We start from the raw sequence: 26,622 nt of genomic DNA, 5'->3' as shown, positions 1-26,622 counted from the left end.
ATCTGGTGGCTTTTTTGTTGTCACTTTTTCCATTAATCTAACAAATTTAGCGTCTCCAAAATGCACTCGCAATCGTGGTTTGGTCAGTTTTAACAATTTATGGCCATAAAATCAGTGTTGCTTACTTTTTTGAAAGCGGTTACAATAAGTGCGTACAAAAAAGGAACCGGTTCCAAAATTAATATTGAGGGGAAATATTATGAACCACGAAGAGGTTGCAAAGCGGGTTGCGAAGGCTTTGGGTGATGATAATGTCATTACGGCAGCACACTGTGCCACGCGGTTGCGTCTGATTGTTAAGGATCGCGACAGCATTGACCAGCAAGCATTGGATAGCGATCCAGATTTGAAGGGGACATTCGATTCAAATGGTCAGTTTCAAATCATTGTTGGACCAGGGGATGTTAACAAAGTTTATGATCATTATGTGAGTCAAACGGGGGTTAAAACAGCGACACCGGAAGAACTTAAGGAACTTGCAGCGCAACAAGGCAAGAAAAAGAATCCGATTATGGCAGTGGTCCAGGTATTGTCCGATATTTTCGTACCATTGATTCCAGCAATGACGGCTGGTGGTTTGTTGATGGCGTTGAATAATATTCTGACGGGAAAGGACTTATTTGGACCGCAATCATTGGTTCAGATGTTTCCGCAAATTAAAGATGCGGCTGACATGATTAACTTAATGTCTTCGGCACCGTTTGCGTTTTTGCCAATCCTGATTGGTTATACAGCCACGAAGCGATTTGGTGGTAGTGAAATCTTGGGAGCCGTTGCGGGGATGATTTTAGTTATGCCAGCCTTGGTAAACGGTAATGATGTTGCGTCCGTCGTGGCGGCTGGAAAGATGCCGTCGTGGGATATATTTGGCTTGCATATTGCACAAGCTGGGTATCAAGGCCAAGTGCTGCCAGTTATCGGTGTGGCCTTTATCTTGGCGAATATCGAAAAGTTTTTCCATAAGCATTTGAAGGGCGCAATTGATTTCACCTTCACACCAATGTTTGCCATTATTATTACGGGATTCTTGACCTTCACCGTAGTTGGTCCCGTCCTACGAACATTGTCAAATGGGCTTACCGATGGGTTAGTGACACTTTATCAAACACTTGGGTTCCTGGGCATGGGAATTTTTGGTTCCGTTTATTCAGCAATTGTCGTGACGGGGTTGCACCAAAGTTTCCCAGCTATTGAAACGACGCTGCTTGCGGATATTACGAAGACGGGTGGCGATTTCATCTTCCCAATTGCAGCGGTTTCAAATGTCGCGCAAGGAGCGGCAGCGTTCGCGGTGTTCTTCTTGGCTAAAAAAGACGAGAAGCTGCGGGCGCTATCGTCATCAGCCGGGGCTTCCGCCATGCTTGGTATCACGGAACCGGCAATGTTTGGAGTTAACTTGAAGTACAAGTTCCCATTCTTTATTGCCCTTGGTTCAGCCGGAATTGCTGGTTTGGTGATTGGGTTGTTCCACGTGCTGTCATCTTCATTGGGACCAGCTGGGGTGATTGGGTTCATTGCCATTCCGGCGGCCAAGTGGGTTGGCTTCTTTATCAGTATTGCCTTGGCATTCGTTCTGGCTTTCTCGGTCACCTATGTTTATGGCAAGCGTCGTCATTTTGGTGACGATTTAACCGTAAGCGAAGAGCCGGTCCGTTACGAACCAAAGGCGGGCGACATTGTCGTAGCAGCGCCAGTTGATGGTCGGGTTGACCGGTTGAGTTCGGTTGATGACCCTGTCTTTTCAAGTGGTGCAATGGGTAAAGGTGTTGCAATCATGCCAGAGGCTGGGCAAGTATTTGCACCGGTGAATGGTACGGTAACCGTTGTTTATCCAACTGGTCATGCGTATGGCTTACTGGGTGATGACGGCGTTGAAATTCTAATTCACATCGGCGTGGATACAGTGTCAATGAATGGCGACGGTTTTGAAACGGCCGTAACGCAAAATCAACACGTTCGAGCTGGTGAAGTACTGGGAACGTTTGAGGCAGCTAAAATTAAAGCGACTGGTTTGGATGAACATGTCATGGTGATTGTGACGAATACAGCACAATATCAAGACGTACAGCAGATTGCAAACCAATCAGTAACGGCAGGTGAGCCATTATTGGCAGCCCAAAAGGAGAGTATCGTTTGATTATTGGAGATATAGCAAAATTTGAACAGTATCACATTTATGCAGAACATGGCTTAATTAATGATCCGAATGGTTTGATTTATTTTAACGGGCAATACCATGTTTTCTATCAGTGGAATCCCAACGCGTTGGACCATACTTATAAGGTTTGGGCGCATGTTGTCAGTGATGACTTGGTGAATTGGCAACGCTTGCCAGTTGCAATCGCCCCTAGTTTACCTGAAGATCGTTCAGGAATATATTCTGGCACAACAATCGAAAAGGATGGCCGACTTTACGCGTTTTATACCGGCAACGTGCGCAATGATGCTGGTGAGAGTGTTGCATCATTTCAAATGGCGGCAGTGTCTGATGACGGGGTGCACTTTGAAAAATTAGGTAAGCTATTCGATCAACCAACCGGGTATACGCGTCACGTTCGCGATCCGAAGGTCTTCGAGCGAAATGGGCATTATTACATGTTGCTCGGTGCCCAAAAACTTGATTTAACGGGTGATATCATTGCCTACGAATCAGCAGATTTGCATCATTGGACGTTTATGGGATCGATTTCTGGGTGACCAAATAATGGCTTATCGTGGTTATATGATGGAGTGTCCAGACCTTGTCACGATTGATGGGCAGGACGTGTTGATGTTTTCACCACAAGGCCTTGCCGCAGAAGGTGACCGTTTGCAGAATATTCATAACACGGGGTATGTTTTAGGTGAGTTTGACGATGTTAATGGCTTTTTCCAAGTGACAACGCAATTCCGGGAGCTTGACCAAGGATTTGAATTTTACGCGTCACAAACTTTGACGCGTGGCAATCGTCACCTGTTGTGGGGGTGGTCGGGGATGATGCCATCCGCTAGAGAAAAACAATTGCCAACGATGCAGGCTGGTTGGGCGCACGTTTTGTCGTTGCCACGTGACATGGCAATCGTTGACGGTGAATTACGTCAGTATGCGATTCCTGAATTGGGTGACTTCCAACTTGTGCAACCAGAAGCAGTTACAGGGTTAGGGTTGTGGCGTTTGGCGGCCAAGACTTGGCAGGTGTCGTTGACGTCAAAGATGTCTATCCAGCACGATGGCGATACCATTACGTTTACACGGGTGGCTTGGGAGTCTGGTGAGACGGAGGAGCGCCGGGCGCACGTGACTGGGGATGTGCTCTTGATTATTGATAACGATGTTGTTGAACTGTATACCACATCAGGCGACACGGTTATGACGGCGAGATATTTCGATTAAGGTAAATAGTCTTAAATAGCGACGTTGCGGATAACGTCGCTATTTCTTTTGCGCTCATTCTTGATAAAATGAATACGGAGGGGCGCGAGATGATCGAAAAAGAAAGAGTGACAATCAGTGATATTGCCCGACTAGCTGGTGTTGGGAAAAGCACAGTCTCACGCTATTTGAATGATGGTTCAGTTAGTCCCAAAACGCGGGCTAAGTTAGATGCCGTTGTTAAAGAATATGACTATGAACCAAATCGATTTGCGCAAAGTTTGAAAAAGACTACCAGTGGGATGATTGGTGTTGTTGTGCCAACGTTTGCGTCATTCTCGTTAACTGAGATGATGCGGGGTATGGATCATGTTAACCAGGATGATTTTTTTCTAACGATTAATACTTATCATGATGCGAAGCGCCAAGTTGAAGCGGTCAAGCAACTGGCACAGCAGAACGTTGATGGCATTATTGTCATGACTGGCCAAGTTACGGATGAAATGACCGCTGCGCTCGAACAAGTCTCCGTGCCGGTCATTGTGCAAGGACAGCCGTCAACGCAATTTGAGACAGTTAACGTTGATAACCAGCATGCCGGCGAATTGTTGTTGCCATTAATCGCCGACGGCGAACCAAGTGATGTGTTGCTGCTTGGCGTTGACCCGTCAGTTGACTACAACGTCGGTCAAGTGCGTTTCGATGCTATTATCAAAGCATTAGACGGCAAAATGAAACGGGTCTATACATCATTTGAGCGCAATGAAACAATCGAAGTTATGCGTGATTATCTTGCAACGCATGAGTTGCCTAAGTATATTATTGCGGCCACGGACATCATTGCATTGGGTGCGCTGGCAGCAGTGCAAGAGCAAGGCTTCAACGTTCCGGATGATGTCAAAATCGTGGCGTTTGATAATTCGCCGGCAGCTGAAATTGTGACACCAGCGTTGACGACGGTCGGGTTTGATTATTTTGTTTTGGGGCAATGGTTGTACCGTCGCCTAAAAGACCTATCTCAAGCTGAGCCAGTTTTACATGATCCGATGTTGGCAGGAAGTTTGGTGCGTCGTACGAGTTGGTAAGACTTGTGCCACGTAAATTAAGTTCGTATGCTCTAGAATTAGGTTACAAACATCTAGACAAGAGAGGATGCGAGCTATGAAGAAATTGATTGTATTTTTAGTACTAATCGCCGCAGTTGTGATTGGTGCGGTGGCATTTTTCTTAGGACGAGACTATAACCAAACATTGGTGAAAGATAAGCCAACTAGCTCATCAGTTGCTAGTTCGACGTCATCTAGTGACAAGTCATCAAAGTCGGCATCATCGACATCAGAAACGGCGGCACTTCCGAAGACGCTGACACTTTCAGGGGCGCAAACGGATGAGTTTGCTAAGTGGGTCGGTAATCAGGCTGAGAAGATGCGTCTGGCTGGGTCAGCACTGAATCTTGAGGTTGATATGCCCGACGTTAATGATACGGATCCAGTGTATTACCAGACGGTGAATGGACCGCTTTACATTAATGGCACAAATGATGGTCGTGGCTTACAAGCTGAGGGTATCTTTGGCTTCTACGTTTGGGATGCTTATCCAGTGCAGGATTTGAACGATAAGCAGAATTACGATGGCACAGTTGGCTATCAACCTGCGCAAACCGTGAAGTTTACCCTCGGTGCAAATTATGGCCACATTGCTGATACCACTAATCATTCAATGGATATGTATATTGTGGCAAACGATGGGAATATCTATGAATTTAAGCTAGCCCAAGGTGCAAGTAGTTTGGCGCCGTTGTATGGGGATGAACACGCATCAGAAAATGACGTCGTGGGACAAGTCACGCAGGATGAAGCAGCGAAGGCTGAGTTGAACCGCGTCGTGGGTTATCAAGCGGACAAGGTTAGTGAGTCGTTTAATTATTAATAACTGGAAAGGTCGCCAAGTTTACCTTGGCGATTTTTTATATGAAATCATACTTTGCGACTAAATATTGATTTGCGTCGCATATTTAACAGGCATACAATTAGGTTAATGATTAGTAACAATGGTATGAGGGGATATGAGTATGACAGCAGTTTATATTTTTATTGGTGTTGTGTTGATTTTGCTAGTAGCAGGAAATTATGTAATCTACAGACGTCATGCAACCAAAAGCTTAAATAAGACGCAATCCTTCCTGGGCGCGATAGTTTTGTCTATTGCAGATTTATTTTTGTAATCGTTGCTAAAAGAAAAAACGACGATGTCACCATCGCCGTCATTACTTATCCTGAATCGTCGAGATATCCTCGGCGATTTTTTCTTTTAGCGTTTGTAGCTGCAACTTTGAAAGGTTCGCTGACTCGATTAGTGAGACAATCGCTTCTAAATCAGTATCCAAATCCACAAATGCCAGTGGTAGTGTTTCAACACTGTTGTCTGGGTTATCAGTATTACCTAGTAGGTAGTTCACTGAAACGCCAAGAACGTTAGCGACTGCTTCAACGTGACGAACAGTGGGTTCCTTGAACTTCCAGCCGTAGATAGTATTGTGACCGAGCATAGCTACGTTATTAATCGTGCGCAACGAATAACCTTGCTTGTCTGCAATTTCCTTAATTCGGTCAAATGTGATTGATGAAAAGTTTGCCATGGTAACAACTTCCTCCGTTGATCTCATTATGCTACAAATACCGCCGTGGTGCTAGTCGGGGCGCCTATTTTCGCCACTTTCTGAAAATGGTGTTAGGCTATACGTAAATAAGAAAAGAAGGCAAGAAAAATGAAGGCAGTAGTTCTTAAGAAGCTTGGTGATTTTGCATCACTAACAGATGAAACGGTTCCTGATTTGAAGGTGACACCAGATGCCATCTTGGTGAAGGCGCACGCGGTGGCAGTTGATCCGATTGATATTAAGATTGGTAGCGGTAGCCGTGGTGGTAGTGCGCCAATGATTCTTGGTTCGTCAGTTGCAGGTGAAGTTGTTGCAGTTGGTCGCAATGTGCACAACTTCAAGGTCGGTGACCGTGTTGCAGCCAATGTCCGTGGTGGTGAAACGTATGCAGAAGAAGTACTAGTTCCTACTCATTTGGCAGCCCACATCCCGGACGATGTGACTTACGCAAGTGCGGTTTCTGTCGTACTAGGTGGTCAAACCGGTTACAGTGGTATTGTTCGTGGCTTGCAAGTTAAGGCCGGTCAAAATGTCCTCGTGCAAGGTGGTGCCGGTTCCGTTGGCTTGATGGCGGTGCAAACAGCATTGGATGCTGGTGCGAAGGTTAGTGCGACAGCTCACGGCTGGGGCTTGGAATTCTTGCGTGAGAAGTTCCCACAAGTGACGACGTTTGACTACAAGACGGATGACATCACTGCAAATGGTGCAGTTTATGATGCGGTGTACGATACGGTTGGGTCAGAAAAGGTGTTGGCAGATTCGTTTGCAGCAACTAAGGCTGACGGACATGTGCTATCGATCGTTGCGCGTTCACACCGTGACCCACGCTTTGTGCATTTCTTCAATCAACCAACTGGTGCAACGGTGCAAACGCTGTTGGACGGTTTGAGTAGCGGTCGCTTTATGGCGGTGGTTGATAGCGAGTTGCCATTGAGTGCTGACAATGTTCGCTTAGATTATGAGCGACTACAAAATGGCGGCGTACATGGTAAGCTGATATTAACGTTATGATACTTTTGCTTAGAAGTATTAAAATAAGATGATAAAAACTGTTGACACTTACTAATAACCAGCATATACTCATTTTCATCGAGTGATGAAGAGATAAGTATTAGCTGGCGAGTTTATCAGAGAGTCGATGGTTGGTGAGAATCGATAACAAGCCACTAAGAAAATGGTCTTGGAGCTTTATGCATTTGCGAGCGCAAGTAAGTGAATGCCGGGTGCGCCCGTTATCGCGTACGAGTATATCTGGAGGCTGTATCAGCTGGAAGGCGTACTTTTTGAGGATGGACTGGCGACAGTCTATCGAATCTGGGTGGTAACACGAGTTAATTCGTCCCGGGGATGCTATTTGTAGCGTCCCCGGGATTTTTATTTGGAGGAATTTTTCATGAGTAAGCATTTGGTTTTGCAAACGGATTTTGGTCTACAAGACGGTGCCGTATCAACGATGTATGGTGTTGCCTATCAAGTATCTGATGACATTGTCGTTTCTGATTTAACGCATGGTATTACGCCATTCAATATTTTTGAAGGATCATTCCGTTTGGCACAGACCGTGAAGTACTGGCAACCAGGGACCGTGTTTGTATCAGTTGTTGACCCAGGTGTTGGCTCTGACCGATTGTCGATTGTGGCAAAGCTAAAGACCGGCCACTTTGTCGTGACACCAGATAACGGCACCATCACACATTTGGCTGAACTATACGGTATTGAAGAAGTTCGCATTATCGATGAATCAATTGATCGTTTGCCAGGCTCAGAAAAGTCGGCGACATTCCACGGCCGTGACATTTACGTTTATAACGGTGCGCGCTTGGCGTCAGGCGAAATTTCATTTGCAGAAATCGGTGAGGTTTTGCCACTCGACAAGGTGGTGAAGTTGCCATTGCACCTTTCTAAATTTAACGGCGACACCATTGAAGGCAATATTGATATCACGGATGTTAACTTTGGATCACTTTGGACGAATATTCCTGAGGAAACTTGGACAGATGAATTCCATGCTGTGCAAGGTAAGCAATACCGCGTTCGTGTTTATCACCAAGGGCAATTGCAGTATGAAGAGACATTGCCATACGTGAAGACATTTGCGGATGTCCAACCAGGCGAGTCTTTGATTTATATCAACTCGGTATACACGGTCGCCTTGGCAGTTCACACTGGAAACTTTGCAACCGCCCACAACGTCGGTGCTGGACCTGATTGGTCAATCGACATTACACCCGCAATTTAGGAGAAAAATATTATGAAGCAACAAAAGGGACTTTCAACTCGCGCAGTGGTCGCAACTGGAATTGGTGCGGCTGTATTCTTGATTCTATTTAAATTCGTCGCAATTCCAACCGGTATTCCAAACACGCAAGTTAACGTGGCACAGGCTTGGGATGCACTAGTAACGGCCATCTTCGGACCAATTGTCGGGGGCTTGGTAGCCTTCATCGGACACGCTCTGAATGATGCGATTTCTTATGGCTCAGTTTGGTGGAGTTGGGTAATTGCAGATGCTGTGTTTGCGTTGGTATTTGGTTTTGCCATCAAGCGTTTGCAATTGACGAATGGTGACTTTACAACACGCAAAGCGGTTTTGTTCAACGTTTGGCAATTGATCGGTAACATCGTTGCTTGGAGCATTGTAGCGCCACTTGGCGACATCCTAATTTTCAGTGAGCCGGCAACCAAGGTGTTCCTCCAAGGGTTCGTTGCAACCGGGGTGAACTTTGTTTCAACTTTGATTTTGGGAACAATCATTTTAGCTGCGTACAACAAGACACAAGTGAAGCGCGGTTCATTGACTAAGGAAGATTAGCGTTTTCGGCGGGATTGCCCGTCATACATATATTTAAATTGAAGTGAGGAAAAGAACGTGACAGCAGCATTAGAATTTCAACACGTGACCTTTCAGTACGATGCGCAGGCAGCGCCCACATTGCGTGACATCAACTTAACCGTTCAGCGGGGTGAACGTATTTTGATTGCTGGTCCATCTGGGTCGGGGAAGACAACGTTAGGGCAGCTGATCAACGGCTTAATTCCACACGCCTATCCTGGTGAACTCACCGGGAAGATTTTGATCGACGGACAGGATGCGACGACCGCCAGTATCTTTGAGCGCTCGTTCTCCGTGGGAACGGTCCTACAAGATACAGATGCACAGTTTGTTGGTTTGAGTGTTGCTGAAGATATTGCGTTCGCCCTTGAAAACGATAATGCTACGCACGACGAGATTATCAGTAAAGTGCAACGCTGGGCCGATGTACTAGATTTGCAAGACCTACTGACGATAGCACCACAACATCTGTCTGGTGGCCAAAAGCAGCGTGTGGCTATGGCAGGTGTGTTAGTGGATGACAGTCCAATTTTGTTATTCGACGAACCGTTGGCGAGTTTAGATCCAGCCAGTGGGCACCGTATGTTAGCATTGTTGGACCAATTGCAAGCGGAGTACGGGCTGACAGTTGTTATGATTGAGCACCGCCTTGAAGATGTGTTGCAAAATCGTTTAGACCGCGTGATTGTATTGGAAGAGGGTCAGATAACGTTTGATGACACGCCAGAAACGTTGCTACGTAGCGATACATTGCACCAATATGGTTTGGCGGTGCCAGGCTACTTACAGGTGGTACAACAAACAGGCTTTGATTTAAATGTGGTGACCGGTATTCGTAGTCCAAAAACAATCGATGGCGAGGGCCTGGGTGAACGACTCACGCAGTTAGCATTGCCAAAGATTAAAGCGACTGGAAAGGCGAAAGAGCCGTTGCTAACAATCGACGAGTTATCCTTCGGCTTTGACCACCGGGCGCTATTTAATCAGCTGTCTACCGAAATTTATGATGGTGAGCTTGTGGCGTTGGTCGGTAAAAACGGATCTGGTAAATCAACGTTAAGTAAAATAATCGCTGGCTTTATCACACCGACAGCCGGTAAGTTGTCATTGGCAAATGTCGGTGATTTAGGCGTGCTCTCAATTAAAGAACGCGCGTCTTATATTGGCTATGTGTCGCAAAATCCTAATGAGATGATTACGCAAGCGATTATCTTCGATGAGGTCGCCAGTGGTTTGCGATTGCGCGGTGTGGCTGAAGAAGACATTACAAAACAAGTGAACGATTTGTTGCGCTTGGCTGGGTTGTATGAAATGCGTAATTGGCCAGTGACGGTGCTAAGTTACGGGCAAAAGAAGCGCCTGACGATTTTGAGTGTGTTGGCTCTTCAACCGCAAGTGCTTATTTTGGATGAACCAACGGCGGGGCAAGACTATGCGAATGCACAAGCGATTATGCAATTTGTGCGTCACCTACATGACGAGTTGGGGACGACGGTTATTGTCATTACGCACGATATGTCGCTGATGTTGCGTGTTGCGGAACGGGCGTTGGTATTGGTGGATGGTGAGTTGATTGCTGATACAACACCAGCAGATTTGTTGACGAATGAGGAGCTGGTTGATAAGGCAGCCTTGCATCTCACAACAGTCTACGATTTAGCACAACGCTTTAACTTGGCTAATCCGGCTGCGTTGACGCAATTGATTGCAGGAGAGTAAGAGAGTATGAATCAATTATTTGGTTATCGCGCAGGGAACTCGTTTATTCACCGGTTGACCGGTGGAACGAAGCTGCTCGCGTTTTTGATTTTAACGATGAGCGGTATGGTGAGTTTTGATTTGCGTTATTTGGCGTTGCTGATAGTTGTTGCGATTGCGGGTTTGGTGGTTGCTGGTATCCGTTGGCGTGATGTTTCGGCAGTTGTGTACTTTGTAGGCGTGTTCGCTCTGATGAATGTGGTACTTATTTACGTGTTCGCGCCACAATATGGCGTGAGTCTGTTTCATCATAAGATGGTGTTACTGGGGAGCGGACCGTATGCGCTGACGCTTGAGCAATTAGTGTATGAATTGATCGTGTTGATGAAGTACGTCTTCAGTTTGCCGTTGGCATTGATTTTCTTGTTGACGACTAATCCAAGTGAGTTTGCAGCTGGATTGAATAAAATCGGTGTGTCGTATCGTATTGCGTATGCTGTTGCACTGACCTTGCGCTACATACCAGATGTTCAACAAGAATTCGTGACCATCAGTCATGCCCAACAAGCACGCGGATATGATATGTCAAAGAAGGCGCCGTTAGTACAACGTGTACGTGGTGCAGCTGGTATTTTAATGCCATTGCTGTTTTCATCATTGGCAAGGATTGACGATATTAGTCGGTCGATGGACTTGCGTCGATTTGGTAAAGAGAAACGTCGAAGTTGGTACTATCAACAAACCTTCCGTCGTAATGATTGGATTGTGTTGGTGGGGATGGTTGTACTTGTGGTGATTGAATTTGTGCTTATTCGAGTTACTGGTGGGCGGTTTTGGTGGTCAATTTAAAAGTATGTCACTTACAAGAAGAGCGTGTCCATGCTATAGTCCCCTAGAGGTTGACGGAAGAAATAATATAAATTTCTTCCGTCAACTTCTAGGGGATTTTTCTATGTCTAGATCAAAATATTCACCTAAAGAGAAATTGAAGATGATTGAATCGTATCAAAAGTCTTCTTTATCTATGAGAGCCTTCGCTTTATCGAATAATGTCGGGCTGAATGCATTGCATAACTGGTTGCGGTTATACGCTAATTTCGGTATGGAGGGGCTTAGCGAATCACAAGATAATCAAAAATATTCTAAGGAATTTAAGCGTAAAGTTGTGCAAGCTTACTTGTCTGGTGAAGGAACATTACGAGAATTGACACGACGATTCAAACTACGTAGTGATAGTCAAATATCTGATTGGGTGGCTCTGATGTCAAGACTCCGGACCTCTTTTTAGAGCCCGCTAGGGCTCGTACCACGAAAATTTTTCAAAATGACCTGATTTCGTACAGATTTTGGGTCATTTTTTAATGGGGTCCAGGGGTTTTGCCCCTGTGCCTGCCGGAGGCTATGGAGTTACGGTGGTCTAGTTTGGATTTTGTTGAATTTCACAAGTCTGAGGGTATAGCAAATAAGCACTTGTCAGAGTGATTTTTGGACTTCACAAAGTCAGTGCTTGTAAACGCCGGTGTATAGGCAAATTTGTATAATCGCGTTTATGTCATCTAGAAATTGGTCTAGGCGGCATCACGGAGTGATATACGATTGTTGTTATACCAGTTGACGTACCATCCAACAGCGGCTTGCACATCAGCGATACTCTCGAAATCCTGTTGGTAGATCAGCTCCCTCTTGAGTAACGAGTGAAAACTTTCGATGCGGGCATTATCGTAAGGGTGCCCTTTACGGGAGTAAGAGTGCCTAATACCTATGGACTCCAGTGTATTTTCAAACAATTCGCTGGTATACTGGCTTCCCATATCGCTATGCACATACAGTGGTTTTTCACCTCGTCTTAGCGCCTTAACGATTACTGAGGTTGCTAGTTGAGCTGTCATCGTATCTGCGATTCGATACGACAGCACCTTACGGTCTTCCGGATCATATGCACTAGCCATGTAAACCCATGTCTTATCGGTCAACTGGATATACGTAATGTCAGTTGTAATTACGCCACTTAGGTCATCCAGATTGATAATGAGATTTGGCATCTGATCTTTGTCATTGACTGTTGTAGGCTTGTTATATCGCTTTTGCATACGCGATTTCAAGCCAGCTTCACTCATCAATTGCCATACAAAGCGGTCGCTGATTGCTAGTTTGAATAAGTCGCGCATGGTTTTAGCAATTCGTCGATAACCATAAATGCCTTTATTGGCTGTGTAAATTGATTCGACGGCAATTCTCAATTTGTTGTGTTGTATTTCTTGTGCGCTCGGCTCCCAATGGATCCAGTCAGAGTAAGTGGACATTGGAATTTTCAAAGCACTCAGAACGCGTGTGATGCGGTGCCCCTGTACCAAATTTTTGTGGATAATTGGTAAAACAACACTTCTACCGCGCAAAACTAATGTTTTGCCAGCAACACCGCCGCACGTTTTAAAATTTCGAGCTCTTCTTTCAAAATTGCGTTTTCCTTACGCAACTTCTTCAATTCATCAGCTGATATTGATTCGCCATTCACTTCTACAGGCGCATATTTTTTGACCCAATTCCGAATTAAATCGGCTGAAGGACCGTATTCCTTGGATAATTCATCGGGCCGACGGCCCGCTTTAACCATCTCCACGATGGACTTTTTAAAGTCCTCTTCATAACGTGTAACCATAAATAAAAATACTCCTATGATGATATTTTACCAAACTAGAAAAACTAGTCCGGAATCTCATCATAAGAGCAGGTTTCAAAGTATAATGGGAATCAAGAACTGCGTTCTTCAGGCGCAGGTACAAGGAGAGTTACCATGGCATCACGCAAGACAACATTCGAAGAGCGAGTTGAAATCGCAACATACGCAATCGAACACGACCGCAACTTCACCCATAGTTCAGAGGAGTTTAAAGTAAGCTACCAACAAGTCCGCTCATGGGTATTGAAGGTTGAAGCTGGTGGATTCGAAGCGTTGCGTGATGGCCGTGGTCGAAAGAAGACAGCAGACGAGTTATCAGAAATGGATAAGCTCGTTCTTGAGAATAAGCGTCTAAAGGCTGAGTTAAAGGCCCAACAGATGAAGTTAGACCTAGCAAAAAAATTACAAGAGATTCTAAGCAAAGGCAGGTAACTGTAAACCGGGTCGCTAACGTGCTGTTGTACGAAGCAATGCATGCACTTCATGAGGAAAATCCAGCGGCATATCCTATTTATCAATTAGCCGAGGCCGCCGAAGTATCTAAGCAAGCGTATTATAAGTGGCTTAGGCGGTCTGAAACGGCGAATGATCAACTAAACCAACTCGTGATGGAGAAAATCAGAGGCCTTGATGAAGCTCATAAGCACAACCTCGGGGTAAAGCGAATGACGATGTACATCAATCTTGATGAAGAAATTTCTCAACGTATCAACCACAAACGCGTTCGTCGTTTGATGCATATCGCCGGTATCCGTGCGGATATCCGAGAGAAGAAGCACAACCATATTAAGACAAATGAAATGTACATCACTGATAACGTGATGAATCAGGACTTTACTGCCTTAGCGCCTAATCAGAAGTGGGCAACTGATATGACTGAATTGCGCTACGGCGCAAACCTAGAACACACACTTAAACTTTCAGCCGTGATTGATTTATACGGTACGTACGTTCTTTCATTTAACGTAAGCGAAACAGAAACTTCAGCTGCAGCTGTCCAAACTTTTCAGCGCGCATATCGAATTAGCGGGCATCCACGACATGTTTTAGTGCATTCAGATCGTGGCGCAGCGTATACTTCTGGTGCTTTCAAAAACTATCTAAGGCGACACAACGCTCATCGCAGTATGTCTCGCCCGGGAACACCATACGACAACGCCATCATGGAGAAGTTTTGGAATGACTTCAAAGTCGAATGGTGGGATAAGCAACACAGTTTCACATTCAAGGAAGCAGTTAAGGCAATCAAAGCAGGAATTGATTACTTCAACTTGATTCGACGTTCGGAAACTATAAATGGCCATACCCCGGAAGAATTCCGGAATATGGCCATTTACGGCGGTGCGAGCGCCTAGTTAAATTTTATATTATTTCCACCGTCAACTTGACGGGGCCTAGTACACCAAATTGGATGCGCTTTTATTTTTTTAAGAGGCGCGAGACGCTTATGAAAGAATTATTAGAAATAAGTGTTGACTTTTCTAATGATGTGGATATACTAAGACTTATCAAAAAGAAGGAGGACAACGTCATGAAGAACGTGTCAGTTGAAAAGTTGAATGTTATGACGTTGGTTGCCCCAATTATCATTGCGATTATTATTATTTCGCAGTGATGGTTGGCTTTTTGAGATGCTAACGCTAGTCATGACTGCTTCCCAAGGAAGATTATCATGGCTAGCCAAATTTAATTACTTTGTAAACGAGTAACGGCTAGTATTTTGCGCAGAATACTAGCCGTTTTTTTATATATTTTTTTGAGCTCAAACTTTTTCTCGTAGGTCATACAGGAATATTAGGAGATATGGTTATGAATAAGTTTGTTAAACAATCAGTATTACTTTCAGCGACGGTCTTTGCCGCTCTTGGGGCTGCAACAGTAGCTGCTCATGCGGATGGCAAAACCATCAATTGGACGCAGACATCAGATTTGATGACTTTGGATCCTTCACAAGCTGGTCAAGGGCTTTATCGCATGGGAAAGGACGGTAAGGGTGAGTTGGCTGATGCCGTTTCAGCCAAGGTTTCCGATGATGGTAAGACGTGGACCTTCAAGCTCCGCGACGGATTGAAGTGGTCAAATGGTGATCCGGTCACTGCGGCAGATTATGTTTATGGCTGGCAGCGAACGGTGGACCCAGCTAACCAATCGACATCCGCGTCTTTGATGTCAAATATGGTTGGAGCAACGGATTTGAACAGTGGTAAAAGCACGGGCTTTGACACATTGGGTGTAAAAGCGTTGGATGAACAGACGTTGCAAGTTTCACTAAACGCACCTGAACCAATCTTGCCACAAGTGCTAGTCGGGACTGCATTTTATCCTCAAAATAAGGCGTTCGTTGAAAAAGAAGGTAGCAAGTTTGGTACAACCGCTGAAGAAACGCTATCAAACGGTCCGTTCGTGGTGAAGGGTTGGACCGGCTCAAACAAGACGTATTCATTGGAAAAGAACTCAGACTATGTTGACGCCAAGGAAGTTAAGCCAGATGAGGTAACGTTCCAAACGGTAACTGACTCAACGACAGGTTATAACCTCTACAACTCAGGCAAAGTTGATTTCACGACGCTAACTGCAACGCAAGTTAAAACAGCTAAAAGCAACAAGAACTTCCGTGAATTGAAGAATGCGCGTGCACAGTATATGGCGCTTAACGTGACTCACAGTGTGTTGGGTGACAAAAACGCTCGTCAAGCGTTGCAATACGCGGTCAACAAGGAACAAATGGTTAGCCGTGTTGTGACTGGTTCGGGAACCAACAGCACAACCTTCACACCAAAGGGCGTTGCAACCGATCCCAAAACTGGTAAGGATTTTGCTTCAGCTTATGCAACTGACTATACGACCTACAACAAGGTCAAGGCGCAAAAGCTATGGTCAAAGGCATTGAAAGATGCACATAAAAAGTCTGTCAAATTAACATTGTTAACCGATGAAGATGATTCATCAAAGAATCAAGCACAATTCTTACAATCACAACTACAAGAGTTGAAGGGACTGAAAGTGACTGTTAAAACAGAGCGAAAGCCAGCCCGCGTTAAGCAAATGCTGTCATCAGACTTCGATTTGGTACTTACTGGTTGGGGTGGGGATTATGCCGATCCGCTAAGTTACCTGGGGTTGTGGACGACTGGGGCTAAGATGGACTTTGGTAAGTGGTCAAACAAAGCATACGACAAGGCTGTGAGCGATGCGCAAACCACAGATGTACAAGACAAAGAGAAGCGTATGGCTGACTTAGGTGCAGCCGATAAGGTACTACAAGAGGACGTGCCAGCAGTTACGTTGTACTACCCAGCTAGCGCAACGTTGATGAATAGCAAGGTAAAGGGTGTTCAAGTTAACACAGTTGGGTCAATGTTTGATTTTACCTGCGCAGTTAAGAAGTAATTTGGAGGATAGTGATATGAGCCTAACAACGTATCGAAATGCACAAGTATTTACTGGAGAATCCGAGGTATTCACGCGAATGGATTTCACGGTTAATGATGAAACTGGTCGGTTAGTAGAACTCGACGATTCGGGAATGACGCGGGTTGTCGACTTAACGAGTAAATACGTGGTGCCGGGATTGATTAATGCGCACGTTCATGTGGTATTGGATCCATATGGCCAATTTACTGCTGGGGTGAACCCAGTAGTTGATACAACTGTTGCGCTGAATAATTTGCAGCAGGCCTTTGCGGCGGGTGTTACCTACGTGCGAGATATGGGGTCGACTTTTGATGTCGATTTAACCCTAGCTAATCTGGAGAAACAAGGTCAGCAATTGTTGCCGGAAATCGTCGGTAGTGGTCCGGCGTTGACCATGACTGGGGGTCACGGCGCCAATTTAGGTCGTGAAGTCGATGGACCGGATGAAGCTCGTAAAGCGGCACGTGAAAATATGAAACGGGGGGCCAAGAACGTAAAGCTTATGGCGACCGGGGGTGTCAGTGTTGACGGCGAACAACCGACTGATGTGCAATTGAACGAAGACGAGTTAACCGCTGCAGTACTGGAGGCCCACCATAAGGGGTTTACAGCGGCTGCGCATGCTCAAGGCACCGTTGGTATTAAGAATGCTGTTCGAGCTGGTGTAGATTCAGTGGAGCATGCTATTTATATGGATGAAGAAGCTGCTAATATGATGTTGGCGCGAGGAACGGTTATTGTGCCAACGTTAGTAGCACCTTGGGCAATCAATCGATGCCCAGATGTACTACCGGACTTTATGGTTAAGAAGGCACAAGAAGTTGCAGACGCTCACATGAATAGCATGAAGCTGGCTGTCCAAAGAGGTGTGAAAATGGCGATGGGGACCGACGCGGGTACGCCATACAATGATTTCCAAACAGCGGTTGTGCAGGAGTTGTTGATGATGCAGGAAGCGGGGGTGACACCGGCGCAGGTATTGCTTGCGGCCACGGTGTCAGGTGCCGAGTTGTTGCATGTGGCTGACGATGCAGGTGAGTTGGTTAATGGTAAGTTAGCAGACTTTGTTGTGTTGGGGAATAATCCGTTGGCAGACCTGCACGCGTTTGCAGAAGAGCGACAAGTATTCAAAAAGGGACAGTTGGTCTTTCAGTCGCAAGATTAAATAATTTCTGGCCAGGGGGATTCGTGCCCTGGCTTTTTCTGTGGTTTGCTACAAATAGAGAAAATGGCTCAATTGGTCAGTTAAACGAGTGCGTAACTTCATCTACAAAATGGCGGCGCGCATGGTAAGCTGGTTCTAACGATGTGAGATAATGACAGTTATGCATGAATTTTTCTGTTGAAGGAGGTGACGTCATGAAACAACTCATTTTAACGGCTGGCTTATCAAATGGTGACATGGCTGCGTTTGTTGCACAATTACAGCGTAACAATTCAAATATTCGCGTATTTGATGCTTTTCAAGAGCGACTCAACCAGTATGGGACGCTTGATATCACCCACACCCAAGATGTTACGGTGTATAACCGCATTTACAATTTGTTGGATACGGCAATTCTGCAAAATGAAGAGGGCGTGTTTGTGTTGTTGGATAGCAACTTAACGCGATCACGTCGGCGGGGGATGTACAACCGTTATAAAGAACCTAAATATGGTGTGTCACAAGTCACGACGCATTTCTTTATCCGGTCATACTCTGAGTTGATGAATGACGAAAACGGCTTGTCATCAAAGTCGGTTAAAGCACAGTACATTAGTTTTCAACCACCGCGAATTGGTGTAGATGCTGATGAAGTGATTATTCACTCTGATATCTTCAACACAGTAGACCGTGACAAGATAATTACCAGTCATTCTGCTGATGAACTGTTCACCCAACTATTGGTAACGCCGCTAGCAGATGAAATTAAGCTTGATTACCAAAGTCATGATAATCCACATCATTTGGAGTCGATTAAAGAGCACATTGATATGACAATTAAGGCAGCACCCGCAGATGAGCTACGCCAGGTCGCGATGTTCCATGACTTAGGTAAAGGTATAACCAAATCGGTAGATGGAATTACTGGGATTGCACATATGCCAGGGCATCAGTCCGTTGGTGCGATGATTGCGTTTGCATTCTATGGTGAGCCAAACAATATTACCGAAACGGTGTTGTGGCATATGGAGGCACACAAGGATATTTCTACGAAGGTTGTGAAACGGGAAAGGCTGGATCTGCCTGTTATGGAGTTACTGCAGAAATTTGCGGTGATTGATAGTAAGGCTCGGATAGACGTGACGCTGTAAAATGTCAAATTGAGAATGTGGTAGCTGTTAAACGCTAGGTCACGGATTAATGCGAGCTGGTAGTGTTTCTTAGTACATAGGAATTTTCATTCTTAGCAGATACGTTTGGAGTCGTTTTTATTAAGTGCTAAAGGAGTAAATTTCAATACGAAAAACAAGGCTGATGAGCTTGTGCGACGATTTTTATTCATGTACACAAAATAGGTTATAAACGTATGTATTTCAAATCATAATACGTGGCAGAAAGTTTAAAAATAACTTTCTGCCTTTTGCTATAATGAAATATGACAAATTGAACTGGGAAGTATGTACGATGGAAAAGCCCGTCATTAAATCTATAAATTATAGCGAACAAGGAATTCGTAATCTCCGAAAAGATCTCGATGCAACTGAGCGTGATGTAATTTTGAATCAGCCAACGGTTTACGTAATTAATCAAGATTACAAGAAAAAATCACATTATCGCGTGTACGTCGGAGAAACGAATGACGTTATCCAACGAACTGAACAGCATTTACAAAAAGCAACCGATAAGATAAATACGTTGAATGATGCCGACATGTATATCATCGGTAACCCATTGTTTCAAAAATCGATGACACTGGATATTGAGAATAGGATGATTGAATATCTAATTGGTGCGCCTGATGTGTTCGACATAGAACTATTAAATTCTAGAGGAAATGACCAGTCTCATAATTACAGTGGTAAGGATAAGACAGACGAGGTCTTTCGATTAACAATCGATGAACTGAATAAGCGAGATCCAAAGCTCTTTCCAAAATTTTCAGACGTGGTAACTCGTGCAATCTTTAAGGCATCTCCGTTTAAGAGCCTAAATGAGGAGCAAGAAAAGACGAAAGACCTTATACTAAACACGGTTGCTGGACAAGTTAAAAATAAAGCAACGGGTCAACTTATTCTTGTAGAGGGTGCAGCTGGAACTGGGAAAACAGTGCTGCTTAGCAGGCTGTTTTATGATTTGGCTTCGCGAGAGTTTGCTAAAAGGGCAGAGTTAAGTCAGAAATTGAGAGTTGCTTTAGTAGTGAACCATAAGGAACAAGTAAAGGTGTACAGCAATTTGGTCGATAAACTAAAAACGACTTTTGGTACACCTGATTTCATTGTCGGTACGCCTACCCAGCTTCTAAATCGAGTAATGAATCATGGTGATGAGTTTGATGTTGTGTTAATTGACGAAGCACACCTTGTTATGACCCAACCAAACAAAGGTGCTTGGACACATAAACTACAAAATTACTTTAATGCTAAAGAGCAAATCTCAGCAATTCAAAGCGTTGCAAAGACAACAATTGCAATATTTGACCCAAATCAAATTTTGAGAGCGGATCAGTCATGGGATGAAGATGCGGTTAAAAAATTACGGCAGCAAGCTACGACGCGTTATGAACTAACAACTCAGATGCGAATGGAAATAGATGATGAAGATAAAAAATGGATTGATGAATTTGTGAATGGCGAACTGCGTGAAATTCCCGTTTCAACGAATTATGAGATTAAGGCATTTGCAAATGTATCGGACATGTTTAATGAAATTAAATCTAAAAATGCTCAATTCGGATTGTCGCGAATGTTAGCTACTTACGATTGGGAATGGGACAACGTTGGCGAATGGTTTGTAGAGGTAGATGGTTTATCTATTCCATGGAACTATACTGCCGTTAAGGAAAAGAAAAAAGTAACGTGGGCTGAAGATTCGGATACGATTGTTGAAGTTGGGTCGACATTTACAATTCAAGGATTTGATTTGAATTATGCAGGTGTGATTCTGGGACCGTCAATAAAGTATCGTGATGGTCATATTGTAATCGATGATGATGAAAACAAATCTTACTGGGCTGCGTTTAATCGAAAGATTGGTTCTGCAGGTACTGAAAAACATTTACGCGATGCTCTAAATGTTTTGATGACACGCGCTGTCCGTGGGTTGTATATATATGCTGTTGATGATGAGCTGCGGAACCAGTTGTTAGGAAATTAGAATGTTCGATTAGCAGTGTAAGTGCAAAATGCGCATGTAGTTTTTCAAAATTAAAAAGTAGAGAGTGACTGGGCTTCACGTTTCGTATGTGTATATGAAACGCGGAGATCGGTCTTTTTTTATGCTTTTTATCTTAGAAATCAATGTCATTTTGAAATGGTATAATGAGGTTATTCATAGGTGAGTATTGAGTTTTTTGTTTAAAAAGACCACCACTTATTCTTTTTTTGAAAGGCAGAACCTTTTTATGGAAACAACATTTAATTGGCGCACAGCTCCGAGGTCTATCACGAGACTAATTGATTGGCTGCCGTATTTTGATAAATTTCAGAATGAGGATTACCAACTTGTAGTTCCTAATCAAAATCCAGATACTTCGAAAAGCTTTAAGAACTTACGACCAACTCGTCGTGCAATTAGATATGCATTCGAAAGTGATTTGGATTTTCCTGATAAGTTGGTGACCATCCCTTATCAAGATTTTCTAAAGGGAAAGCAGCCGGATGGTGATACTGCCGACAAGGAATCTATTGTTAGACAAGTTGTTACGACAGCTGAACAATATGGATTTATGGATGCAAGTAATGCAAATCTAACGCCTGTTGGTAGGAGGATTGTTGATGGAACGTTTAATGCTGAGGATTTCCTAGCACAACTGTTAAAGATGTATATTGTAGTTGATGGAGAAGGTGTGTTTCCAATCAAGACAGTTATTAAACTCATTGCCAAATTCGGGTACATTTCACGAAATGAAATGACTTTTATCTTTGGTCAGATTCACGATTCTGACTATAAAACTACTGAAAAGGCTGTAAGTGATTTTCGCCATAGATATGCCGACTTGCCTGCTAGAAATGATACGAAAGCGGTTGAAGATTTAGTTGAAGATGTTTGGAATACGTATTTGCCACCAGTGCCAACGAAAAAGATAAAAAGTATTTTGAAAGACTATACAGATGCATTGAGACGGTCGCTTGAGTTTACAGAAATGTTTTATAGTCATGGCCGTGGTACCGCGACAAAGCTTCGGGTGTCGGAACTTAATCAAACTAAATTCAAACAGTTGGTTGAGAAGTATACATTCGTAACGCCACCACTACAAGTAATTAAGGGTGAATCTGTTCAGCTTGGTTCTCGAATTCTTTGGAGTGGTATGGTGCGGTTGGAAATGTAACTCTACCGTGGGATAACGTGGATGAGCGTCGAGAGCTTGTTCAAGATAAACTTGACATAGCCAGTAAGTTGTATAGTGAGGTTCCCGAACCCGCGTTTACCTCTCAGAGAGCGTCTGACCTGTTGAAATCTGTTGTTAGAGCGCCAATAGCGACGTTGAAGGATATTGAGAGTGAGCTTGATTCAGTAGTGTTGGAGCGTAAAGAGCAGCTTTTTGTACAAGTCGAATCAAAAAGCCGTGCGGTTCGTCGTGAAATTTTGGAACGCTTTGATACGATATTGACAGATAATGATATGTCTGCGCTTTGGTTGGAAGTTAATACGTGGAAGGCTTTCGTTGCACTTAATGGAGATCATAAAAAGGTAGTTCACAATTTTAAGATGAATCCAGATTTAACACCTAAATCATTTGCACCTGGAACTGGTAATACTCCGGATATGGAAGTCTATTATAATAACTCAATAATTTTGCCAGAGGTTTCCCTAATGACTGGTGTACAACAATGGGAGCACGAAGGCAGTTCAGTGATTGATCACGTACTACGCAAAATTGAGCAAAATAAAGATACTGGCAAGCGTGTAATTGGATTGTTCATTTCTTCCAGAATGAACGTACGGACAATGTGGCAGTTTTTCTTGCTCAATCGAGAATCGTGGATTGGACAACCAGTCCCTGTTGTTCCTCTGACGATTAAACAATTTTCTGAGACTATGAAAGTTGCGTACAAGACTGACGCAAGTATTTATGATGTCGCTGCCCTTGTAGATGGTATCAGTCAAGTGACCCTCTCGATGAACAATTACGAAGAGTGGTCAAAGGGGATAGAAATATTAGTTGACACGTGGATGAAAGACAGAGTAGAAAATTATGGATGAAGATGAGTTGACAGAGCCAATGGCAAGAGTTGTTGCCCGAATGGCTTTGGAGCAATATGGTACGTTAAGTACGGAGGAAATGAAGAAGGTTTTTACTGAATTTTATGAACCCACTCCATTAGATTTAATTCCAAAATCGAGAAAAGAACCCAGATATTTGCAAACTATAGGTAATGTTGTATCTCATCAGAAAAAATCAAAAATCCGTGAGTACCAAGAAGGTTTTGAGGTTGAAAAATTTTTGGGCCCCAATGGAGATCGAGCAATTTGGCGCTTAATTGAAGGAGCGGGCGACGAAATCAGATTATCTGATTTATCCGATGCAAAAAGAAAGCGATTAGTGCGTAGAAGGCAGATGCCAAAGCCGGTTTTGCATACTGACTGGAATGCGATAAATGCAAATAGAAACAAGATTGGCAGCGAAGGTGAAGCTGTTGTAATGGAAATCGAAAGAAATCGTGTGGCAACACGGTTTCCAGATGATGTTCATAGAGTCCAACATACCTCTAAAGTGGTAGGTGATGGTACGGGTTATGATATTCTTTCTTTTGAAGATGACGGGCGAACGCGCTATATCGAAGTTAAAACAACGATAAGTTTAGACCCAAATGAACCATTCTATCTCTCGCCTAGAGAGTATTCGTTTTTAGCGGATCATTATAGATTACGAGATGCGTGGATTGCTAGGGTGTACGGTTTATATAGTGTGGATGGACCGATGGTGGACTTGTTATCAGCAGAAGAAGTGCTGGATGATTTTGATTTTTTGGTGACACAATTTAAAGCGTCGAGAAAATAATTCTATCTGAAAAGGTGCAATCGCGCCTTTTTTATGTTGTGGAAATCAATTCTTTTTTGTAAAATTAGATTCAGACGTTTTAAAAACACGAACAATAGGAGCGGTTGAATGTTATCTCCATTACTCAAATACCCGGGTGGTAAAACTAAGGAATTGAAATACATCATTCCTGCTCTTCCACGCAGTATTAAAAAGTACTATGAACCATTTGTTGGTGGCGGAGCGGTATATTTCCAAATGCCCAGCACAATTCAGAACCCACAGCAATACTATATTAATGATCGATCACACGAATTAATGAGCTTGTATCAATCGGTCGCAAATCAAGATGATGATTTCAAGAAAACAATCTTGGAAATGGATAGTTCTTGGAAGGGAGTCGATGTATTCGTTCAACAGAATATGGAAAGTCTGAAAGAATTGATGGAATTGGGGATGAAAATAGCTGACCCCAAAATTCGAAAAATGCATTTTGTTGACTCCCTAAAAAATATGAAATCAAATATGGTGTTTGCACCAAAAATGTTTGATGCAGCAACCTTCTTCAAGGATATACCCGTCTCTTTGGCTCGTAAGGCGGCGTTTTTGAGCAAAAAGGCGGATGAAGATATTTTAATCAGTGATGCCGACTTCGAAGATATAATCACAACTGCATTTAAGTCATCTATTTATGTGCATTATAGGGACGCCTTCAATGATATGAGCGTGTTCCCGCTAGGTGTACAAGCGGCGCTTTACTTGTTTATCCGGCAATATGCCTATAGCTCTATGTTCAGGTATAGTAAGACCGGTAAGTTTAATGTTCCGTATGGTGGGAAATCGTACAACAATATTATGATGGCTTCAAAAATTGAATATTTTGAATCGGAAGAGCTACAAAATCTACTAACCAAAACGGTTATGGGAAATATGGATTTTGAAACATTTATGGATAATCATACTCCAGAGCCAGGAGATTTTATCTTTCTTGATCCGCCATATGATACTGACTTTTCAACGTATGCAAATAATGAGTTTGGCCAATCTGAGCAGGAGCGTTTGGCAGACTATTTAATTCACAAAACAGCAGCTAATTGGATGATGATTATTAAGTCGACGGATTTAATTAATTCGTTGTATCCCGAAAGCGTGGATGCTGCGAATGGGCAAAAGATTCATGTCACTGGTTTTGATAAGTCGTATGGTGTAAACTTTATGAACCGTAATGAAAAGGATGTAGAGCATCTAATTATTACGAATTATCAATTACCAAATCTAGAACTGTAGAAACAATGTTATAAATAATAAGACGTGCACGTAGACAAAATATATTCAAAGGTATTGTGTAGAGTTTTCTGTAGCTTGTCTGGTATAGTATTGTGTCGTATCTTTGGAAAAGATAATGTCAAACAATCCCGCGAGTTACTGCATAAACAAAAAAGTTTAGCGAAAAAAGCATCCCCATCAAGGATTATTATCCATGGTGGGGATGCTTTTTATTGATTAGTTATTGTACCTTAGTCGATTAAGTTTGCTCTTATGATGAGATTCCGGACTAGTTTTTCTAGTTTGGTAAAATATCATCATAGGAGTATTTTTATTTATGGTTACACGTTATGAAGAGGACTTTAAAAAGTCCATCGTGGAGATGGTTAAAGCGGGCCGTCGGCCCGATGAATTATCCAAGGAATACGGTCCTTCAGCCGATTTAATTCGGAATTGGGTCAAAAAATATGCGCCTGTAGAAGTGAATGGCGAATCAATATCAGCTGATGAATTGAAGAAGTTGCGTAAGGAAAACGCAATTTTGAAAGAAGAGCTCGAAATTTTAAAACGTGCGGCGGTGTTGCTGGCAAAACATTAGTTTTGCGCGGTAGAAGTGTTGTTTTACCAATTATCCACAAAAATTTGGTACAGGGGCACCGCATCACACGCGTTCTGAGTGCTTTGAAAATTCCAATGTCCACTTACTCTGACTGGATCCATTGGGAGCCGAGCGCACAAGAAATACAACACAACAAATTGAGAATTGCCGTCGAATCAATTTACACAGCCAATAAAGGCATTTATGGTTATCGACGAATTGCTAAAACCATGCGCGACTTATTCAAACTAGCAATCAGCGACCGCTTTGTATGGCAATTGATGAGTGAAGCTGGCTTGAAATCGCGTATGCAAAAGCGATATAACAAGCCTACAACAGTCAATGACAAAGATCAGATGCCAAATCTCATTATCAATCTGGATGACCTAAGTGGCGTAATTACAACTGACATTACGTATATCCAGTTGACCGATAAGACATGGGTTTACATGGCTAGTGCATATGATCCGGAAGACCGTAAGGTGCTGTCGTATCGAATTGCAGATACGATGACAGCTCAACTAGCAACCTCAGTAATCGTTAAGGCGCTAAGACGAGGTGAAAAACCACTGTATGTGCATAGCGATATGGGAAGCCAGTATACCAGCGAATTGTTTGAAAATACACTGGAGTCCATAGGTATTAGGCACTCTTACTCCCGTAAAGGGCACCCTTACGATAATGCCCGCATCGAAAGTTTTCACTCGTTACTCAAGAGGGAGCTGATCTACCAACAGGATTTCGAGAGTATCGCTGATGTGCAAGCCGCTGTTGGATGGTACGTCAACTGGTATAACAACAATCGTATATCACTCCGTGATGCCGCCTAGACCAATTTCTAGATGACATAAACGCGATTATACAAATTTGCCTATACACCGGCGTTTACAAGCACTGACTTTGTGAAGTCCAAAAATCACTCTGACAAGTGCTTATTTGCTATACCCTCAGACTTGTGAAATTCAACAAAATCCAAACTAGACCACCGTAACTCCATA

Annotated in this window: 26 protein-coding genes, 1 pseudogene and 1 other annotated feature; of the genes and pseudogenes, 24 read left to right on the top strand and 3 right to left on the bottom strand. The window is 43.5% G+C overall.

Features of this window, described 5'->3' with window-relative positions:
* The first annotated feature begins 199 nt into the window (after positions 1-199).
* The 5 genes and pseudogenes from OIT45_RS00600 to OIT45_RS00580 all read left to right on the top strand — a co-directional run bounded on the left by OIT45_RS00600 (position 200) and on the right by OIT45_RS00580 (position 5,576).
* Positions 200-2,137: a sucrose-specific PTS transporter subunit IIBC gene (locus tag OIT45_RS00600; protein WP_264339762.1), complete on the top strand. Its 1,938-nt coding sequence runs from the start codon at positions 200-202 to the stop codon at positions 2,135-2,137.
* Positions 2,134-3,373 (top strand): annotated as a pseudogene (locus OIT45_RS00595) (glycoside hydrolase family 32 protein). Before OIT45_RS00600 ends, OIT45_RS00595 begins: the two are co-directional and overlap by 4 nt.
* Positions 3,374-3,462: 89 nt before the next feature.
* Positions 3,463-4,437, top strand: coding sequence for a LacI family DNA-binding transcriptional regulator (locus OIT45_RS00590; RefSeq protein ID WP_199404861.1), 975 nt, complete (start codon positions 3,463-3,465; stop codon positions 4,435-4,437).
* 76 nt (positions 4,438-4,513) lie between these two features.
* The gene (locus OIT45_RS00585; RefSeq protein ID WP_264339761.1) at positions 4,514-5,281 is read left to right on the top strand and encodes a hypothetical protein; all 768 of its coding nucleotides are present in this window, start codon (positions 4,514-4,516) and stop codon (positions 5,279-5,281) included.
* A gap of 142 nt (positions 5,282-5,423) precedes the next feature.
* On the top strand, positions 5,424-5,576 hold the full coding sequence (locus tag OIT45_RS00580; protein ID WP_199404863.1) for a hypothetical protein: 153 nt from the start codon (positions 5,424-5,426) through the stop codon (positions 5,574-5,576).
* Between the two features lie 42 nt (positions 5,577-5,618).
* On the opposite strand, the gene OIT45_RS00575 is transcribed toward OIT45_RS00580, so the two are convergent.
* Positions 5,619-5,990: a helix-turn-helix domain-containing protein gene (locus OIT45_RS00575; protein ID WP_199404864.1), complete on the bottom strand. Its 372-nt coding sequence runs from the start codon at positions 5,988-5,990 to the stop codon at positions 5,619-5,621.
* 129 nt (positions 5,991-6,119) lie between these two features.
* Here OIT45_RS00575 and OIT45_RS00570 point away from each other — a divergent pair, with 129 nt between their 5' ends.
* The 6 genes from OIT45_RS00570 (at position 6,120) to OIT45_RS00545 (ending at position 11,830) form a co-directional block, all read left to right on the top strand.
* Complete coding sequence (locus OIT45_RS00570; protein WP_199404865.1) at positions 6,120-7,022, top strand: NADP-dependent oxidoreductase; 903 nt, start codon at positions 6,120-6,122, stop codon at positions 7,020-7,022.
* Between the two features lie 76 nt (positions 7,023-7,098).
* Positions 7,099-7,358: a binding site (T-box leader), on the top strand.
* A gap of 46 nt (positions 7,359-7,404) precedes the next feature.
* On the top strand, positions 7,405-8,250 hold the full coding sequence (locus tag OIT45_RS00565; protein WP_199404866.1) for an S-adenosyl-l-methionine hydroxide adenosyltransferase family protein: 846 nt from the start codon (positions 7,405-7,407) through the stop codon (positions 8,248-8,250).
* Between the two features lie 12 nt (positions 8,251-8,262).
* Entirely contained in the window at positions 8,263-8,823 is a 561-nt protein-coding gene (locus OIT45_RS00560) for an ECF-type riboflavin transporter substrate-binding protein (protein ID WP_135797653.1), read from the top strand.
* Positions 8,824-8,880: 57 nt separating this feature from the next.
* Positions 8,881-10,563, top strand: a complete 1,683-nt coding sequence (locus tag OIT45_RS00555; protein WP_199404867.1) for an ABC transporter ATP-binding protein — start codon at positions 8,881-8,883, stop codon at positions 10,561-10,563.
* A gap of 6 nt (positions 10,564-10,569) precedes the next feature.
* Entirely contained in the window at positions 10,570-11,391 is an 822-nt protein-coding gene (locus OIT45_RS00550; protein ID WP_199404868.1) for an energy-coupling factor transporter transmembrane component T family protein, read from the top strand.
* 103 nt (positions 11,392-11,494) lie between these two features.
* Entirely contained in the window at positions 11,495-11,830 is a 336-nt protein-coding gene (locus OIT45_RS00545; protein ID WP_264339760.1) for a transposase, read from the top strand.
* Between the two features lie 280 nt (positions 11,831-12,110).
* Here OIT45_RS00545 and OIT45_RS00540 read toward each other — a convergent pair whose 3' ends face one another.
* Both OIT45_RS00540 and OIT45_RS00535 read right to left on the bottom strand, forming a co-directional pair.
* Positions 12,111-12,938, bottom strand: a complete 828-nt coding sequence (locus tag OIT45_RS00540) for an IS3 family transposase (protein ID WP_264329899.1) — start codon at positions 12,936-12,938, stop codon at positions 12,111-12,113.
* A gap of 2 nt (positions 12,939-12,940) precedes the next feature.
* On the bottom strand, positions 12,941-13,201 hold the full coding sequence (locus OIT45_RS00535) for a transposase (protein WP_264329950.1): 261 nt from the start codon (positions 13,199-13,201) through the stop codon (positions 12,941-12,943).
* 135 nt (positions 13,202-13,336) lie between these two features.
* Here OIT45_RS00535 and OIT45_RS00530 point away from each other — a divergent pair, with 135 nt between their 5' ends.
* The 13 genes from OIT45_RS00530 to OIT45_RS00470 all read left to right on the top strand — a co-directional run bounded on the left by OIT45_RS00530 (position 13,337) and on the right by OIT45_RS00470 (position 26,454).
* Complete coding sequence (locus tag OIT45_RS00530; protein ID WP_199405062.1) at positions 13,337-13,654, top strand: helix-turn-helix domain-containing protein; 318 nt, start codon at positions 13,337-13,339, stop codon at positions 13,652-13,654.
* A gap of 20 nt (positions 13,655-13,674) precedes the next feature.
* Positions 13,675-14,577 (top strand): IS3 family transposase, encoded by a 903-nt coding sequence (locus tag OIT45_RS00525; protein WP_264330023.1) that lies wholly within the window; start codon positions 13,675-13,677, stop codon positions 14,575-14,577.
* A gap of 92 nt (positions 14,578-14,669) precedes the next feature.
* On the top strand, positions 14,670-14,837 hold the full coding sequence (locus OIT45_RS00520) for a hypothetical protein (RefSeq protein ID WP_199404903.1): 168 nt from the start codon (positions 14,670-14,672) through the stop codon (positions 14,835-14,837).
* Positions 14,838-15,031: 194 nt separating this feature from the next.
* Positions 15,032-16,612, top strand: a complete 1,581-nt coding sequence (locus tag OIT45_RS00515; RefSeq protein ID WP_199404904.1) for a peptide ABC transporter substrate-binding protein — start codon at positions 15,032-15,034, stop codon at positions 16,610-16,612.
* Between the two features lie 16 nt (positions 16,613-16,628).
* A complete protein-coding gene (locus OIT45_RS00510) occupies positions 16,629-17,801 on the top strand; it encodes a metal-dependent hydrolase family protein (RefSeq protein WP_264339759.1) in 1,173 nt (390 codons plus the stop codon).
* A gap of 194 nt (positions 17,802-17,995) precedes the next feature.
* Entirely contained in the window at positions 17,996-18,931 is a 936-nt protein-coding gene (locus OIT45_RS00505; RefSeq protein WP_199404906.1) for a hypothetical protein, read from the top strand.
* A gap of 313 nt (positions 18,932-19,244) precedes the next feature.
* Complete coding sequence (locus tag OIT45_RS00500) at positions 19,245-20,933, top strand: DUF2075 domain-containing protein (RefSeq protein WP_199404907.1); 1,689 nt, start codon at positions 19,245-19,247, stop codon at positions 20,931-20,933.
* A gap of 247 nt (positions 20,934-21,180) precedes the next feature.
* Complete coding sequence (locus OIT45_RS00495; RefSeq protein ID WP_264339758.1) at positions 21,181-22,107, top strand: AlwI family type II restriction endonuclease; 927 nt, start codon at positions 21,181-21,183, stop codon at positions 22,105-22,107.
* A gap of 17 nt (positions 22,108-22,124) precedes the next feature.
* Complete coding sequence (locus tag OIT45_RS00490) at positions 22,125-22,982, top strand: AlwI family type II restriction endonuclease (RefSeq protein WP_264339757.1); 858 nt, start codon at positions 22,125-22,127, stop codon at positions 22,980-22,982.
* On the top strand, positions 22,975-23,781 hold the full coding sequence (locus OIT45_RS00485; protein ID WP_199404909.1) for a DUF3883 domain-containing protein: 807 nt from the start codon (positions 22,975-22,977) through the stop codon (positions 23,779-23,781). The genes OIT45_RS00490 and OIT45_RS00485 overlap by 8 nt, the downstream gene beginning before the upstream one ends.
* A gap of 108 nt (positions 23,782-23,889) precedes the next feature.
* Complete coding sequence (locus OIT45_RS00480; protein WP_199404910.1) at positions 23,890-25,047, top strand: DNA adenine methylase; 1,158 nt, start codon at positions 23,890-23,892, stop codon at positions 25,045-25,047.
* Positions 25,048-25,363: 316 nt separating this feature from the next.
* Positions 25,364-25,624 carry a transposase gene (locus tag OIT45_RS00475; RefSeq protein ID WP_264329950.1) on the top strand — a complete coding sequence of 87 codons (261 nt, stop codon included), beginning with the start codon at positions 25,364-25,366 and terminating at the stop codon, positions 25,622-25,624.
* Positions 25,625-25,626: 2 nt separating this feature from the next.
* Positions 25,627-26,454, top strand: a complete 828-nt coding sequence (locus OIT45_RS00470; protein WP_264329899.1) for an IS3 family transposase — start codon at positions 25,627-25,629, stop codon at positions 26,452-26,454.
* Positions 26,455-26,622 lie beyond the last annotated feature (168 nt).

The organism is Weissella sp. LMG 11983, assembly GCF_025908495.1.
GTDB lineage: Bacteria > Bacillota > Bacilli > Lactobacillales > Lactobacillaceae > Weissella > Weissella fermenti.
Note: the sequence above shows the minus strand (reverse complement) of the source record. Positions and strands in the feature narration are given on the sequence as shown.

Coding starts and splice junctions, on each gene's coding strand:
- OIT45_RS00480 (WP_199404910.1), top strand. CDS start 23,890: ATGTTATCTCCATTACTCAAATACCCGGGTGGTAAAACTAAGGAATTG.
- OIT45_RS00510 (WP_264339759.1), top strand. CDS start 16,629: ATGAGCCTAACAACGTATCGAAATGCACAAGTATTTACTGGAGAATCC.
- OIT45_RS00520 (WP_199404903.1), top strand. CDS start 14,670: ATGAAAGAATTATTAGAAATAAGTGTTGACTTTTCTAATGATGTGGAT.
- OIT45_RS00530 (WP_199405062.1), top strand. CDS start 13,337: ATGGCATCACGCAAGACAACATTCGAAGAGCGAGTTGAAATCGCAACA.
- OIT45_RS00560 (WP_135797653.1), top strand. CDS start 8,263: ATGAAGCAACAAAAGGGACTTTCAACTCGCGCAGTGGTCGCAACTGGA.
- OIT45_RS00545 (WP_264339760.1), top strand. CDS start 11,495: ATGTCTAGATCAAAATATTCACCTAAAGAGAAATTGAAGATGATTGAA.
- OIT45_RS00500 (WP_199404907.1), top strand. CDS start 19,245: ATGGAAAAGCCCGTCATTAAATCTATAAATTATAGCGAACAAGGAATT.
- OIT45_RS00575 (WP_199404864.1), bottom strand. CDS start 5,990: ATGGCAAACTTTTCATCAATCACATTTGACCGAATTAAGGAAATTGCA.
- OIT45_RS00570 (WP_199404865.1), top strand. CDS start 6,120: ATGAAGGCAGTAGTTCTTAAGAAGCTTGGTGATTTTGCATCACTAACA.
- OIT45_RS00550 (WP_199404868.1), top strand. CDS start 10,570: ATGAATCAATTATTTGGTTATCGCGCAGGGAACTCGTTTATTCACCGG.
- OIT45_RS00535 (WP_264329950.1), bottom strand. CDS start 13,201: ATGGTTACACGTTATGAAGAGGACTTTAAAAAGTCCATCGTGGAGATG.
- OIT45_RS00485 (WP_199404909.1), top strand. CDS start 22,975: ATGGATGAAGATGAGTTGACAGAGCCAATGGCAAGAGTTGTTGCCCGA.
- OIT45_RS00475 (WP_264329950.1), top strand. CDS start 25,364: ATGGTTACACGTTATGAAGAGGACTTTAAAAAGTCCATCGTGGAGATG.
- OIT45_RS00505 (WP_199404906.1), top strand. CDS start 17,996: ATGAAACAACTCATTTTAACGGCTGGCTTATCAAATGGTGACATGGCT.
- OIT45_RS00515 (WP_199404904.1), top strand. CDS start 15,032: ATGAATAAGTTTGTTAAACAATCAGTATTACTTTCAGCGACGGTCTTT.
- OIT45_RS00565 (WP_199404866.1), top strand. CDS start 7,405: ATGAGTAAGCATTTGGTTTTGCAAACGGATTTTGGTCTACAAGACGGT.
- OIT45_RS00585 (WP_264339761.1), top strand. CDS start 4,514: ATGAAGAAATTGATTGTATTTTTAGTACTAATCGCCGCAGTTGTGATT.
- OIT45_RS00590 (WP_199404861.1), top strand. CDS start 3,463: ATGATCGAAAAAGAAAGAGTGACAATCAGTGATATTGCCCGACTAGCT.
- OIT45_RS00580 (WP_199404863.1), top strand. CDS start 5,424: ATGACAGCAGTTTATATTTTTATTGGTGTTGTGTTGATTTTGCTAGTA.
- OIT45_RS00600 (WP_264339762.1), top strand. CDS start 200: ATGAACCACGAAGAGGTTGCAAAGCGGGTTGCGAAGGCTTTGGGTGAT.
- OIT45_RS00495 (WP_264339758.1), top strand. CDS start 21,181: ATGGAAACAACATTTAATTGGCGCACAGCTCCGAGGTCTATCACGAGA.